Source organism: Dyella terrae (assembly GCF_022394535.1).
Lineage (GTDB): Bacteria > Pseudomonadota > Gammaproteobacteria > Xanthomonadales > Rhodanobacteraceae > Dyella.
In genome coordinates this window covers 2,223,567-2,237,749 of record NZ_CP089414.1, presented here as the reverse complement: position 1 = coordinate 2,237,749, position 14,183 = coordinate 2,223,567, and the positions used below count along the sequence as shown (strand labels likewise).

General features: G+C 63.1%; 15 protein-coding genes. 6 read left to right on the top strand and 9 right to left on the bottom strand.

From position 1 onward, the window contains the following. Positions 1-89: 89 nt before the first annotated feature. The 4 genes from ybeY to miaB are packed head-to-tail and all read right to left on the bottom strand — an operon-like array spanning position 90 to position 3,402. Positions 90-566, bottom strand: a complete 477-nt coding sequence (gene ybeY, locus DYST_RS09615) for an rRNA maturation RNase YbeY (RefSeq protein WP_239951553.1) — start codon at positions 564-566, stop codon at positions 90-92. Next, positions 563-1,549 (bottom strand): PhoH family protein, encoded by a 987-nt coding sequence (locus DYST_RS09610; protein ID WP_239951551.1) that lies wholly within the window; start codon positions 1,547-1,549, stop codon positions 563-565. The genes ybeY and DYST_RS09610 overlap by 4 nt, the downstream gene beginning before the upstream one ends. 9 nt (positions 1,550-1,558) lie before the next feature. Continuing rightward, positions 1,559-2,053, bottom strand: coding sequence for a GNAT family N-acetyltransferase (locus tag DYST_RS09605; RefSeq protein ID WP_239951549.1), 495 nt, complete (start codon positions 2,051-2,053; stop codon positions 1,559-1,561). Next, complete coding sequence (gene miaB, locus DYST_RS09600; protein WP_239951548.1) at positions 2,050-3,402, bottom strand: tRNA (N6-isopentenyl adenosine(37)-C2)-methylthiotransferase MiaB; 1,353 nt, start codon at positions 3,400-3,402, stop codon at positions 2,050-2,052. Before miaB ends, DYST_RS09605 begins: the two co-directional genes overlap by 4 nt. 322 nt (positions 3,403-3,724) lie before the next feature. Between miaB and DYST_RS09595 the strand changes: the two genes are divergently transcribed. Next, positions 3,725-4,846, top strand: a complete 1,122-nt coding sequence (locus DYST_RS09595) for a transglycosylase SLT domain-containing protein (protein WP_239951547.1) — start codon at positions 3,725-3,727, stop codon at positions 4,844-4,846. Here DYST_RS09595 and DYST_RS09590 read toward each other — a convergent pair. Continuing rightward, positions 4,832-6,013: a S1C family serine protease gene (locus DYST_RS09590; RefSeq protein ID WP_239951546.1), complete on the bottom strand. Its 1,182-nt coding sequence runs from the start codon at positions 6,011-6,013 to the stop codon at positions 4,832-4,834. The two genes, DYST_RS09595 and DYST_RS09590, sit on opposite strands and share 15 nt — an antisense overlap. 382 nt (positions 6,014-6,395) lie before the next feature. Between DYST_RS09590 and petA the strand changes: the two genes are divergently transcribed. From petA to DYST_RS09565, 5 genes are all read left to right on the top strand, one after another. Further along, entirely contained in the window at positions 6,396-7,001 is a 606-nt protein-coding gene (gene petA, locus DYST_RS09585) for a ubiquinol-cytochrome c reductase iron-sulfur subunit (protein ID WP_239951545.1), read from the top strand. Next, entirely contained in the window at positions 7,001-8,302 is a 1,302-nt protein-coding gene (locus tag DYST_RS09580) for a cytochrome b (protein ID WP_239951544.1), read from the top strand. The genes petA and DYST_RS09580 overlap by 1 nt, the downstream gene beginning before the upstream one ends. Further along, a complete protein-coding gene (locus DYST_RS09575) occupies positions 8,295-9,044 on the top strand; it encodes a cytochrome c1 (protein WP_428993969.1) in 750 nt (249 codons plus the stop codon). Before DYST_RS09580 ends, DYST_RS09575 begins: the two co-directional genes overlap by 8 nt. A 95-nt stretch (positions 9,045-9,139) precedes the next feature. Then, on the top strand, positions 9,140-9,763 hold the full coding sequence (locus DYST_RS09570; RefSeq protein WP_239951543.1) for a glutathione S-transferase N-terminal domain-containing protein: 624 nt from the start codon (positions 9,140-9,142) through the stop codon (positions 9,761-9,763). A gap of 175 nt (positions 9,764-9,938) precedes the next feature. Beyond that, a complete protein-coding gene (locus DYST_RS09565; protein WP_233202264.1) occupies positions 9,939-10,391 on the top strand; it encodes a ClpXP protease specificity-enhancing factor in 453 nt (150 codons plus the stop codon). A 42-nt stretch (positions 10,392-10,433) separates the two neighbouring features. Here the strand turns inward: DYST_RS09565 and DYST_RS24180 are convergent, their stop codons facing one another. The 4 genes from DYST_RS24180 to DYST_RS09550 all read right to left on the bottom strand — a co-directional run bounded on the left by DYST_RS24180 (position 10,434) and on the right by DYST_RS09550 (position 14,073). After that, positions 10,434-10,655, bottom strand: coding sequence for a DUF3301 domain-containing protein (locus DYST_RS24180; protein WP_343214867.1), 222 nt, complete (start codon positions 10,653-10,655; stop codon positions 10,434-10,436). Positions 10,656-10,701: 46 nt separating this feature from the next. Continuing rightward, positions 10,702-10,845, bottom strand: a complete 144-nt coding sequence (locus tag DYST_RS24175) for a DUF3301 domain-containing protein (RefSeq protein WP_343214866.1) — start codon at positions 10,843-10,845, stop codon at positions 10,702-10,704. Positions 10,846-10,927: 82 nt separating this feature from the next. Continuing rightward, on the bottom strand, positions 10,928-11,782 hold the full coding sequence (gene nadC / locus DYST_RS09555) for a carboxylating nicotinate-nucleotide diphosphorylase (RefSeq protein WP_239951542.1): 855 nt from the start codon (positions 11,780-11,782) through the stop codon (positions 10,928-10,930). Beyond that, the gene (locus tag DYST_RS09550; RefSeq protein WP_239951540.1) at positions 11,779-14,073 is read right to left on the bottom strand and encodes a DUF1631 domain-containing protein; all 2,295 of its coding nucleotides are present in this window, start codon (positions 14,071-14,073) and stop codon (positions 11,779-11,781) included. The genes nadC and DYST_RS09550 overlap by 4 nt, the downstream gene beginning before the upstream one ends. Positions 14,074-14,183 lie beyond the last annotated feature (110 nt).

Sequence of the window (14,183 nt, the reverse complement as noted above, 5' to 3'; positions counted from 1 at the left end):
TTGTATGCCTGCTTCCATCGCGCTGCTTAGTGCCGGCAGATACGCTGCGAAAGGGCGTGCCGGCCGGCGTGCTTGTGGACGAGTCGTATTCAGTCGGCGTCGTCGACGGTGTAGGGATCATCGATGCCGAGCCCGGCCAGGACTCGTGTTTCCAGCGCCTCCATGGCCTCGGCCTCATCGTCCTCAATATGGTCGTAGCCGAGAAGGTGCAGCACGCCGTGCACAGTCATGTGCGCCCAGTGATTGCGGGCTAACTTGCCTTGCTCGGTGGCTTCCTTGGCGACGACAGGCGCGCAGATCACCAAGTCGCCGATCAATGGCGATTTGACGCCCGGTGGCAATTCGACTGGAAACGACAGGACGTTGGTGGCGTAGTCCTTGCCGCGATAGTCGCGATTGAGCGTGCGGCCTTCTTTCGCATCGACGATACGGATGGAAAGCTCCGTTGCCTTGCGCCGTTTCGCACCGCGCAGAGCGGCTTCCACCCATTGGCGGAAACTGGCCGAGGTGGGAACACCCTTGCGCGATGCGGCATAGCCGACGGACAGTGTCAGTGGCGCACTCACCTCGGCGGCTCCTCGGAACTCTGTTCGAAGGCCTCGTAGGCGCGCACGATTTTCGCCACCAGAGGATGACGTACTACGTCGCGCGAGGTGAAAAAGGTGAAGCTGATGCCGTCCACGCCGCGTAGCACTTCAACGGCGTGGCGCAGACCGGAGCGGACGTTGCGCGGCAAATCGACTTGGCTCACGTCGCCAGTGATCACGGCGACCGAGCCAAAGCCGATGCGCGTGAGGAACATTTTCATCTGCTCGACGGTGGTGTTCTGCGCTTCGTCAAGGATCACGTAGGAGTCGTTGAGCGTGCGGCCGCGCATATAGGCAAGGGGCGCAATTTCGATCACGTTGCGTTCGATCAGCTTGGCCACTTTTTCGAAGCCGAGCATTTCGTACAGTGCGTCGTAGAGTGGCCGCAGATACGGATCGACCTTCTGCGAGAGATCTCCCGGCAGGAAGCCCAGCTTCTCGCCGGCTTCCACGGCGGGGCGCACCAGCAGCAGGCGCTGCACGCGATTGGCTTCCAGCGCTTCAACGGCACTAGCGACGGCAAGATAGGTCTTGCCGGTGCCGGCGGGGCCTACGCCAAAGCTGATGTCGTGCGTGGTGATGGCGTGCAGGTAGCGTGCCTGGTTTGGGCCACGCCCCTTGATGACACCGCGCTTCACCTTGATGGTGACGTCCTGTGCGCTATCGGCGGCGTCGTTGGCGATGGCGTCGATGCCCGACTCGGCAAGGTGCAGGTTGATCTTCGCGCCGTTGAGCGACTCGTTCTCGGTCACCGCATAGAGCGCGCGCACCACCTTTTCGGTCGCGCGCGAGGCACCTTCTTCGCCGATCACTTGGAATAGGCTGCCGCGGTGGTTGATCTCCACGCCCAGGCGCAATTCGATCTGGCGCAAGTGTTCGTCGAAGGGGCCGCAGAGGTTGGAAAGCCGGGCGTTGTCTTCCGGCTCGAGGGAGAAATCGCGTTGATTGAGGCCGTTGGTCATGTTTTTGTGTCAAAGATGCCGGTGCATCACGTAGACATCGGTCGGGCCATGTGCCGCGTGGCGGAACGCGCCCGGCACTTGCCCGACGATGCGGAAACCGTGGCGCTGCCATAGGCGCACCGCGGTGGTATTGGTTGAGACGACAAAGTTGAACTGCATGGCGGTGAAGCCCGCGTCGCGGGCCTGCGTCATGGAGTGTTCGCACATGGCAGAGGCTACGCCCTGGCCGCGTGCCGCAGAGGAGACCATGTAGCCGGCGTTGGCCACGTGATCGCCAAGTCCGGGCTGGTTGGGGCGGAGCATGTAGCAGCCAAGCACCAGTTTCGCTCGTTCGGCGATGAAGCAGTGCGTGGGCGGCGAAGTCCACCAGTCGCGCGCCTGTTCAAAACTCAGGTCGGGCGGATAGCTATAAGTGTCCCCCGCAGCGACAACGCTGCGGAACAGCGGCCAGGCGAGGGTGAACTCGTCTGGTCCGATTTCGCGAATCGAAAGCGCTGGCGTCACGAGGCCAGGGCGACGTCTTCGTGGGCGAGCTTCACGCGGCCACGCAGCGAGTTGCTCATCGCCTCGGTGATCACCACGTCGACGAACTGGCCGATCATGCGCGTGCTGCCCGGGAAGTTCACGAAGCGCATGTTCTCGGTGCGGCCGGTGACTTCGTTCGCGCTCTTCTTGCTGACTTTTTCCACCAGGACACGCTGCACGGTGCCAATCATGGTTTCGTTGATCTGGCGCGCGTTGTCGTTGAGCTTGGCCTGCAGGCGGGAAAGTCGCGCGTGCTTCACTTCCTGCGATGTGTCATCCGCCAGGTTAGCTGCCGGCGTACCGGGGCGCGAGGAGAAGATGAAGGAAAAGCTCTGGTCGAAGCCGATGTCTTCGATCAACTTCATGGTCTTCTCGAAATCGTCGTCGGTCTCGCCAGGGAAGCCCACGATGAAGTCGGACGAAATGCAGATGTCTGGGCGCACCGCGCGCAGCTTGCGGATTTTCTGCTTGAACTCAAGCGCCGTGTAGCCGCGCTTCATGGCGGTAAGGATGCGATCCGAACCGGCCTGCACTGGTAAGTGCAGGAAATTGCACAGCTGCGGCACGTTGGCGTACGCCTCGATCAGCGAGTCGGAGAACTCCAGCGGATGTGAGGTGGTGAAGCGAATGCGGCCGATGCCGTCGATCTGCGCGATGGCGTGGATCAGCACGGCGAGGTCGGCGGTGCCGCCATCGTGCGTCGGGCCGCGATAGGCGTTGACGTTCTGGCCGAGCAGGTTCACTTCGCGCACGCCCTGCTCGGCGAGCTGGGCGACCTCCACAATCACGTCGTCGAACGGGCGGCTGATTTCCTCGCCGCGGGTGTAAGGCACCACGCAGTACGAGCAGTACTTGGAGCAGCCTTCCATGATTGACACGAAGGCGGTGGGGCCTTCGGCGCGCGGCTCGGGCAGGCGGTCGAACTTCTCGATCTCGGGGAAGCTGATGTCCACCTGCGGCTTGCCGGAGGCTCGCTGCGCCTCGATCAGGTCGGGCAGGCGGTGCAGCGTCTGCGGGCCAAATACCAGATCTACATAGGGCGCGCGCTTGATGATGTCCTGGCCCTCCTGCGAGGCCACGCAGCCGCCGACGCCGATCAACACCGCTTTGCCGCCTTGCTTGTGCTCCTTCCAGCGTCCGAGCTGGCTGAAGACCTTTTCCTGGGCCTTTTCGCGGATGGAGCACGTGTTGATCAGGATGACGTCCGCCTCGGATTCGTCCTGCGTCAGTTCCAGACCGTGCGAGGCCTTGAGCACGTCGGCCATCTTGGCGGAGTCGTACTCGTTCATCTGGCAGCCGTGAGTCTTGATGAAAAGCTTGCCGGTCATGGGCTTGGGTACCGTCGTTCAAGGAGGCGGCGGGTAGGCCGCCGAACCCCACAGTTTACGCGCCAAACGTCCCAGTCGCCACTGGAACGGGCTTGCCAGATCAATCACTTAAGTGGCCTGGATGGCTTCTCCAGGTCTGCAAAACGGGTAATGCCGCACGAATCAGCCTTGTCCTGCTTGGCGGGCGCCCAGAGCGAGAGCACACTGCCGCCGGGCCCGGTTCTTGCGCTACACGCCGGGGAGAAGTTGACGAAGGGGGATCGATGTCGGTGTTTGACCGGGATGAGGCCGCCGCCAAGGTTGGGCGGCCCGAGGGAAGTCCGTGACCGGGCTGCCCACATCACGGCTGCGCACGCCGATGCGCTGGCTGGTGGCTGCCTGCGCGATCCTGATGGGGTTCTTGGTGTTTCCTCGGGCGGGTCATGCCGGGGCGTTGTATCGCTGCACCGGTTCGTCGGGTGAGGTGGTCTTCAGTAGTAGCGCCGCCGGTTATCAGGGATGCAGCCGTATCGCGGGGGCACCCGAGCCGGTGCGTAGAAAGCCAACGGCCACGTCTTCTGCGCCGTCACTGACCGGGGTCAAGGACTCGGCCGATACCTCTGCAAGCAAGGCGTTGGTGGCGAGCACGCCGCAACCCCCGTCGGTGGCTTGGGTGAAGGATTCCGTCGATACCACCGCGCGTGTCGTTCCGCCCGCGCAGCCGTCCCAGTCCACCACGCCCACCGGCAAGCCAGGGCAGTGGAGCTACAGCGAAGCCAGCCCCGCTCGAAGTGATTCGGTGCCCGACAAGCCGCTCGCAGACGTGGCCGATGATGGCAGTCGCGTCTTGCGCGGCGCGGTCTACCGCGTGGTGCGCAAGGACGGCAGCGTGGAGTACACGAACCTGCGGCCCGCCGGTGATCAGGGGCGCGCCGTGACCATGTTGTTCAGCTATATCGCCACCTGTGCCGCGTGCAATCTGCATTCGAACATCCGCTGGGATTCGGTGGCGCTCAATCTCGGTGCCTATGCGGATGTGATCCAGCTGGCGAGCCAGGAGTCGGGTGTGGACGAGGCCTTCCTGCGAGCCATCATTCATGCAGAGAGTGCATTTAATCCCCGTGCGCTTTCGATCAAGGGTGCGCAGGGTCTGATGCAACTGATGCCCGCCACGGCCACCAACATGGGCGTGCGCGATGCCTTCGATACAGCGCAAAACATTCGTGGTGGCGCCCGTTATCTCGCCTTGCTGCTGCGCACCTTCGACGGCAATGAGCGCCTTGCGGCGGCGGCTTACAACTCGGGCCCCGGAAACGTGCAGAAGTACAACGGTGTGCCGCCCTTTGCCGAAACGCAGGTTTACGTGGAGCGTGTGGGCACACTCCGTAAGCGCTATGGGCTGGCTATCCATCCGTCAGGCGGCCACGCACCGGTGGCAGCTGCCGGTGTGTCAGCCATCCAGTGACGCCGTCGGCGTCATCGGTGGGCGCTGGGCCAGGATCACCTCGGTGTGGAATGGCGCGCCGTTGCGCAGACCGGAGACTTCCACCTTGCTCCCGGGCTTGAACGCGGCTTCGTGGCGGCGCAGGTCAGCAGGATCGACGATGTCTTCCGTGCCGATGCGCAGCAAGATGTCGTGCGGCTGGATGCCGGCCTGGGCCGCCGGGCCGCCCGGATAGATGTCGGTGACCTGTGCGCCGCGCGCCGCCGCCGGCAGGCCGCTATCGGCGGCTACAGGTACGAAGGTGTAGTCGGCGCCCATCCAGCCACGGACGACATGACCCGAATCGATAATCTGATCGAGCACGCGCTTGGCGCTGGCCACGGGGATGGCGAAGCTGATGCCTTCGGCGTTGGCGGCTTTGCCGATGAGTAGGGTGTTGATGCCCACCAGTTCGCCGTCGGTGTTGACCAGGGCACCACCCGAATTACCGAGGTTGATCGCCGCGTCCGTCTGGATGAAGTCTTCGGGGCTGGACGTATTCAACTGACGCCCGATGGCGCTGATGATGCCCATCGTTACCGTCTGGTTGAGGCCTAGCGGGTTGCCGATGGCTAGCACGACATCACCCGTGCGTCCGGGGCGTTGATCGGCGATGTGGATCACCGGCAGGTTGCCGGCGTCGATGCGCAGCACGGCGAGGTCGGTCTCCTGGTCGGCGCCAACCACGGTGGCCTTGGCGACGCGGCCGTCGTACAGCAGCACCTGGATGTCGTCGGCATTGGCGATGACGTGATTGTTGGTAAGCACGTAGCCCTGCTGCACGATCACACCCGATCCCAGACTTTGCTCACGCCGCTTGTAGGCGGGGCCCGCAGGGCGTCCGCCGAACAGGCGCTGGAGCACGGGGTCCGTGTACATCTGCACGGCTTGCTCGGTCACCATCTTGTTGGCGTAGATGTTCACCACGGAGGGCGCCGCCTTGGCGACGGCATCGGCGTAGGACATCGGACCGCTCGAGTGTGTCGGCGCCGGTGTGCTTACGGAGTCGGTGGTCGGGTGTACAACCCCGAGATGTTCCCGCAGTCGATTGCCCACGTTCGGCCAGACCAGGCTGATGATGAAGGCAACCGCCAGCCCGAGCACCACGAAGCGAGCAATGAATGCGAGCGTGCCAGCGGCATGTTTCATGTCGTTAAAGCGTTTCGCAGCAAGGTGTTAGAGAGTGGTGTGTACAGGTGTCGCAGGCGTGGCGGCTTTATTGTACGAGCCATGCCATGACGCTAGACTAACGCGATTTGCGGGAGTCAGATTCTGCTGGCGCTTGCGAAGCGGGTTGTTCCGGGGTTTCCCCGGTGCGCCAGGCGCCTGACAACGGAAGGCTTGTGGCTCTGCTGCATGCTCATCGTGCTGGTACCGCGCGTGCCTGCTGTTCTCTAAGGGGGAGACTTAGGGGGGATTTTCCGGTCGCAGCATGTAGTCTCTTGCTGTCGGACTTGATCGACGCGCTTGGCAAGCACCTGTGGAACTCATTAAGTTCCGCGTCTCAATGGCATAAGTACCGGAGAGCCTGATGGCGAACGAAGTCGTCGATCACGGCCGCCGCCGCTTCCTCACAGCGACCACGGCAGTGGTCGGAGGTGTGGGAGTCGTCACGGCAGTCGTGCCCTTCATCAAGTCGTGGGAACCCAGTGCGCGGGCTAAGTCCGCAGGTGCCCCGGTCACTATCGACATCAGCAAGGTCGAAGAGGGCCAGCGGGTAACGTACCCGTGGCGTGGCCTGCCAGTGTTCGTGGTCAACCGCACAAAGGTGCAGCTCGACGCGCTGCCCAGCCAGGACGCACGCTTGGTCGATGCCAAGTCTGACTCCAGCTCGGCCGAACAGCAGCCCAAGTACGCGCAGAACGAAGCACGTTCGATCAAGCCCGAGTGGCTGGTGCTGGTGGGGCTGTGTACGCACCTGGGCTGCGTGCCCGATTTCGTGCCGGTGATGAAGCCCGAGCCGTTCGATCCCGACTGGAAGGGTGGTTTTTACTGCCCCTGCCACAAGTCGCGCTACGACATGTCCGGTCGCGTCTACCAGGGCGTGCCTGCACCGAAGAACCTGTTGGTGCCTCCGTACCATTTCGTTGACGACACGCACATCCAGGTTGGCGTGGATCCGAAGGAGGCAGGCTGATGGCCAACGTATTCACGCGTGTCGGTGATTGGGTCAACGAGCGGGCACCGGGCCTCATGCCCATGTACCGCAAGCACATGACCGAGTATTACGCGCCGAAGAACTTCAATCTTTGGTACTACTTCGGTTCGCTGGCGCTGGTGGTACTGATCAACCAGATCGTCACCGGCATCTTCCTCACCATGAACTACAAGACGAGTGCGGCGGAAGCCTTCAACTCGGTTGAGTACATCATGCGTGACGTGGAGTGGGGTTGGCTGATCCGCTACATGCACTCCACGGGTGCCTCGCTGTTCTTCGTGGTGGTGTTCCTGCACATGTTCCGCGGGTTGATGTACGGCTCGTACCAGAAGCCGCGCGAACTGGTGTGGCTGCTTGGCATGCTGATCTTCCTGGCGCTGATGGCCGAGGCCTTCATGGGCTACGTGTTGCCGTGGGGCAACATGTCGTTCTGGGGCGCCAAGGTGATCATCTCGCTGTTCGGTACCATCCCGGTGATTGGCGGGTCCTTGGTCGAATGGATCATGGGCGATTACCTGCCGGCCGATGCCACGCTCAACCGCTTCTTTGCGTTGCACGTGATCGCATTGCCGATCGTGCTGCTGCTGTTGGTGGTGCTGCACTTGGCTGCGCTGCACGAAGTGGGTTCGAACAACCCGGACGGCGTGGACACCAAGCATGGCCCGAAGGGCAACCGCTGGGATCCGAAGGCGCCGATGGACGGCATTCCGTTCCATCCGTATTACACGGTGAAGGACCTGTTCGGCCTCGGCTTCTTCCTGGTCATCGCGGCGTTCATCATCTTCTTCGCGCCAACCTTTGGCGGCTGGTTCCTGGAGCATGACAACTTCATTCCGGCCAACAATCTGGTCACGCCGACGCACATTAAGCCGTCGTGGTACTTCACCCCGTTCTACGCGATTCTGCGCATGATCCCGTCGTTCTTCGGCACGGCCTTCTGGGGTGTGCTTGGCATGTTCGGCGCGATCGCGTTGCTGTTCGTGCTGCCATGGATCGATGCTGGAAAGGTGCGTTCCATCCGTTATCGCGGCACGGGCTTCAAGGTGGCGCTGATGACATTCGCGGCCTCGTTCATCGGCTTGGCGCTGGTGGGTGCGGGTGTGGTGGGCGAGCTGACGACTGAGTGGGCGCCCAAGGATGCGACGTTCTGGGAAAACCTGTTCGGTCGCGTGATGACCATCGTCTACTTCGGGTACTTCGTCTTCCTCTGGTTCTACACGCGGCTCGGCTGGGAAAAGACCAAGCCAGTTCCGGAGCGGGTGGTGTTTGACCATGACTAAGCGGCAGCCCTCGATGAAGAAAATCATTTCCACGATCGCGCTCACCGTTGGCCTGCTGGTCGGTACCCAATCCGTCATGGCGCAGGAAGAGGGCGGCCTGCCCTCCGCCGGTACCAACATCCGCGATCAGGCTTCGCTGCAGCGTGGCGCCAAGTTGTTTTTCAACTATTGCGTGGGTTGCCACTCGCTGAAGTACGTGCGCTATTCGCGCATGGCCGAGGATCTGGGTCTGTCCGAAGACGAGGTGATGAAGAACCTCAACTTCACGGGCGCCAAGTTCGGTGACGTCGTGATCTCGCACATGCCGGAGGATTCGGCCCAGCAATTCTTCGGCAAAGCACCGCCAGATCTTTCGCTGGAAGTGCGTGCCAAGACAGCCGACTGGGTCTACGGCTACCTCAATTCCTTCTATGTCGACCCCACCCGTCCGGTGGGTTGGAACAACACGGTGTTCCCGAATGCCTCCATGCCATTCCCTCTGTGGGAGTTGCAGGGCATCCAGACGGCCGTGAAGAAGGAAGGTAGCGACGACGTGGAGAAGCTTGAGCTCTCCCAGCCAGGCAAGCTCACGCAGCCCCAGTACCAGCAGGCCGCCCGTGACCTGACCAACTTCCTGGAGTACGCCGCCGAGCCCGCGGCCCTGCAGCGCCAGCGCTATGGCATCTGGGTGCTGCTCTTCTTGGCGGGCTTCACTTTCCTGGCATATCTGCTAAAGAAGGAGTACTGGAAGGACGTCCACTAAGACGTCACCTTCCAGAGCCTACGGTACGGCGGCCTGCGAGTCCCACACGGGCTTGAGGGTCGCCGTACTTGCTGACGCCGATGGGGAGATCGCGCATGGTCCAAAGCGCTCGTTCGCGTACCGCACTCGCCCTATACACCACCGCAGATGGCATCCAGTGCCATCGAACGCGCCTGGTGCTCGCTGCCAAAGGCGTGAGCTATGACCGGGTGATCGTCGATCCCGCCAAGCCGCCGGAAGATTTGCTCGACCTCAACCCCTACGGCACCATGCCGACCCTGGTTGATCGCGACCTATCCCTCTACAACACCGCGGTCGTCTGCGAATACCTCGACGAACGCTATCCCCACCCCCCATTGATGCCGATCGACCCGTTGTCGAGGGCGCGTCTGCGCCTGGCGAACGTGCGCATCGAGCTGGACTGGCTGCCCGAGATGGATGCCATCAGGGCGGGTGGGCGGCCGGCGGATGCGGCCCGCAAGCGGCTGCGCGAGCACCTGCTGTCGACGCTGCCGCTGTTCAAGGCCTCCCGTTTCTTCCTGAATCCGGAAATGAGCCTTACCGATTGCTTGGTGGCGCCCGTAGTGTGGCGGCTGCCGTGGCTGGGGGTGGACCTGGGAAGGGAGGGCAAGCCTATCCTGGACTATGGCGAGCGCCTGTTCGCCAGCCAAGGCTATGCCCGCAGCATGACGCCAGAAGAAAAGGCCATGCGACCCTGACTCACCCAGGGCCATCGGTCTTCGCGTGAGCTGTTCCGAGCCCCTGCGGGCCGGGCGAGGGGCGTTTTATAGCGACGGTGCGACAACTGGCCGTGCCTTGGCATTACACTGACGCCGTCCCATTGGCGCCCCCCGGACCCCGTCCCGCGAGGCGGCGCCCTCCATAGGTTTTTGAATGACCGACGACAAGCTTCCGCCGATGTCCTCCAATCGTCCCTATTTGCTCAGGGCGATTTACGACTGGATCAGCGACAACAATCTGACTCCCTACGTCCTCGTGGACGCCGGGCGGGAAGGGGTGCGAGTGCCACCTCAGGTCATCAAGAACGGTCAGGTCGTGCTGAACCTGGCGATGCGCGCTGTCGCCAATCTGGATCTGGGTAACGACTGGATTAGCTTCCAGGCGCGTTTTTCAGGCGTGAGCCACAACATCCATATCCCGGTTCAGGCCGTGCTGGCGCTGTATGCGCAGGAGAACGGGCAGGGCATGATGTTCCCGGCAGAGGAAGGGGGCGACCAGCCGCCACCGTCTTCGCCTGATCCAGATGACACGCCGCCCCCCTCCGATGGCGACCAGGCCATTGAAAAGCCCAAGCGCAATGCGCCCTTCCTGCGGGTGGTGAAGTAAGTCACCCATGAGCGGGCGCCGGCCAAGCCGTCGCCCAAGGCTTCAGTGCAGCTGATTGTCCTTGTGCAGACGGGGGCGCAGCGGGATGACGTTGTTGCCCATCGCCGGCGGCGGCTCGTGTTCGGTCAACAGGCCCGGCAGGTGGGTCTGGATAGTCGGCAAGCTCAGGCCACTGAGTGTGCGCCCGATCAACCAAAGCTTTCCCGGTTCGCGATCGTTGCCATCGATGCTCACTTCGAACGTATAGCAGCGTTCCAGAAGCAATTGGCCTCGCTGACGGAGTAGCCGGACACCCCGCAGGCCGACGCTTTCATCTCAGCAGTTGCAGCCCGTGTTGGCGGCACTGCAAGCGTGCTTCCTGCGCAGCCTGTTCGCGGCCACGGGCCAGCTTGAGCCACAGGCCGATGACGGCCAGCAACAGAAGCAGGATAAACAGGTCAGAAAGCTCGCTCATGCGGCGAGAGTGTAGGCGTTGCGGGCCGCTTGCAAGGGGCGCGATGTGAACGCAACCCCTTGCGAAACGGAACGTCCTACGTTCAGTCCAATTGCAGGCGAAGCGACAGGTCTACGGCGCGCACGTGCTTAGTGAGCGCGCCCACCGAGATGTAATCCACGCCTGTGCTCGCATACCCACCAATGGTGGATAGGTCCACGTTGCCGGATATCTCGAGCTCAGCCTTCCCCTTGGCGATGGCGACTGCTTCGCGCATCAGGGGCAGGGTGAAGTTATCGAGCATGATTCGGTCGGCGCCGGCATCCAACGCCTGCTGCAGCTCGTCCAGGTTCTCTACCTCAATTTCCAGCAACAGCGTGGGGTGCAGGCGGCGGGCAGCCTCAGCCGCCGCCTTGATGCTACCTGCGGCGATGATGTGGTTCTCCTTCACCAGGATGGCGTCGTAGAGACCCACGCGGTGGTTGTGACCACCGCCGCAACGCACGGCGTATTTCTGGGCGAGCCGAAGCCCGGGCACGGTCTTGCGCGTATCGAGCACGCGCACGCCGGTGCCGGCGACAGCGGCCACATGCGCGGCGGTTGTCGTGGCCGTGCCGGAGAGTAACTGTAGGAAGTTGAGCGCCGAGCGCTCAGCACTCACCAGCGCGCGCGCCTTGCCGCGTAGCCGGCAGATCACGGAGCCAGCGGCGACGCGATCGCCGTCGCGAAAGGCCCATTCGATCTCAACCTGGGGGTCGAGCCGGCGGAAGCAGGTGTTGAACCAGTCGATGCCCGCCATCACCGCGTCTTCGCGGCAGGTCAGCGTGGCGCTGGCCGAGGCGTGGGCAGGCAACAGGTCGGCGGTGGCATCGCCGGTGCCGATATCTTCGGCAAAGACGCGCGTGACATCCGCCTCGATCAGGTCAGCGGACGGTGCAGCAAGTTGTGATGAAGTCATTCGGTCGGGGCTTGAGAGGGGGCTGGTTGACTGAGGCGACCGACGATGGCGTCCAGCGCACGGTCGAACAGTGCGCTGGATTCAAGCACGCGCGCCGTAGCGCTGGCGAGTGCCTGGGCCAATTCATGCGGGGCGTAGTCGGCCACCTTCAGGCCGCGACGGTTCACGAACAGGTAGCGCCCGCTCATCGGGCTGATCCACGAGAGCTTGGCGCGCTCGATGGTTTCCGGGCCTGTTACGAACTCCAGCCAGGTGCCGGGCTTGAGCTCGGCCACGAGCTGCATTTCCGGTGTGTCCATGGCCGGCTCGGGTTCGGGCTCCGAGCGTGACAGCTCGGCCTCCGACTCGGCGATCGGCTGGATGCTCTCCGGAATGGGCAGGGTCGTGGACTCTTCCACGGCCTGCACTTCGGCCTCCGACACGGCTTCGCCGAGCTGGTGGCGGTAATACGTATGCAACTGGGCCAGCAGGCGATCGATGTCGCTTTCCTGGAAGGCCACGTTGGCCAGGCCGCGGCGCAGCGCGCGCTCGATGCCCGGCAGCATCTGGCGCAGTGCGCGACGCTCGTCGAGCGTGCGGGCTGGCTTGGTGCTCTCGATGAAGTCGTTGGCGAAGCGCAGGGCATCGCGGAATTCGCTCGATTCCTCGCCCTGGCGCAGGATGGTCAGCACCAGGTAGTTGGCCCATGCGCGCGACAGGATGCCGTGGATCAGCGGCGGCAGGTGCTGGCCTTCTATACGGCTGAGGATCTCGCGTGCGGCGCGGCGGCGCGCCTGCTCGAGCTTCTCGCGCCCGCGGGTGGACTCGGCTACTCGTTGTTCGGCCAGTTCCGCGCGGCGGCGGCTGATGTCCTGGAACTCCTGCAGCTCGGCACACAGGCGTTCGAAGATGGTCATGTCATCGTCGAAGTCCTGCAGCAGGCGGTCGACAATGGATTTGATCTTGTCGTGCAGGCGATGGTCGCGATCGGACTCCGCTGACCAGCCCTTGGCGGCGTCAGCAAGCGCATCGAGCAAGCGACGCGCCGGGTGCTGACGGTGTGCGAATAGTTTGCGGTCGAGGATCGCGGCCTTGAGGTACGGAATCTGCAGGCGTGCCAGCAGTACCTGCATGTCCGTCGGCAGGTTGCGGTCTTCAAGAATGAACTCGAACAGCATGCCGACGAGATCGATGGTGTCTTCGTCGATGGTCGACACCTGGCTCGGCTTTTCACCGCGCAGGGAGCCGATCTGGGCGAGCAGGTGTTCCTTGAGGCGTTGCACTTCGCCGGCAAGTTCGCTCGAGCTGCCAGTGTTTATCGGCATCTGCTGGCTGATGGCTGCCTGACTTTGCAGCACGCTGAGTGCGCCGATCAGCTCATTGGCGCTAGGCAGTTGCACGGCGCCAGCGGGCAGGCGCTGCGTGCCGCCGGAAACCGGGGGCGTGCGACGCGCGCTGAACAAGGTGCGCAGGGTCTGGATGAGCTCGCTCGATGCGCCGGCCTCGTCGTCGGCAAGGAAGGTTGCCTCGGCTGCTCCCACCCCGGCAGCTTCGGCTGCCTGTGTGGCGGCGCCTGCAGTGCGTGGCGCGCCACCGGAGCGAGAGATCTCGTGGCGCAGCTGTGGCAGCACGCCCGCCTGTACCAGTTCGGCGTTGATCTCCTGGTAGAGCTCGTCGAGCGAGGCCAGCACGTAGCGGTCAAACAGCTTGTAGATGATGAGCTTGACGCGCATTTCTGCGTTGAGCTCGCGCATCGCCTGGCGGAACGCTTGCGACAGCGCGGCCGGGCCCACCGGGTTGGTGGCGTCGTCGATCTTGACGCCACCATAGATGACCGAGAGGCGCTGATTCACGGCGAACAGGTCGCGCGTCAGGCGCGTTTCGTTCTTGCCGATCATGCTGGTGATCGCGAGCGATTCTTCCAGCTCGTTGTCGGCCACCAGCGAAAGTTCCACTGAGCCCAGCGGCGCCGATACCGAACCATTGCTGCCGGCGTTGTTGCGGTAGCTGGAGGCGAAATCGCTCAAGTCGCGGGAGATCTGCCCAAGAAAGCCGCGCTCCACTATCGGCCGGCGCTTGCGCACTTCGCGCATGCCGTCGAAATAGTGCATCTGCGCGGCGTTGTTCTCTGCCTTCTCGGCCAGGTCGAAAAGCGCGTCATCGACATGCTCGAACATGCCGTTGATCAAAATCTGCAGGCGGCGGCCGGCGATGTCCCTGATGGTGTTCAAAAGGGCGCCTCCGCGCTCGCTGGAGGGATCCAGGCGCTGGGTCAGGCTGACGATATTGGATGATTCACTGGCGTCTTTCATCGCCCCACCCCCTGAAAGTGATGCCGACGTGCATCCTAGCCGCGTACGACAATACACCACCCTACAATAAGGGATGGCGGCGGCGGCTGTCATTGACCGTATCGATATAT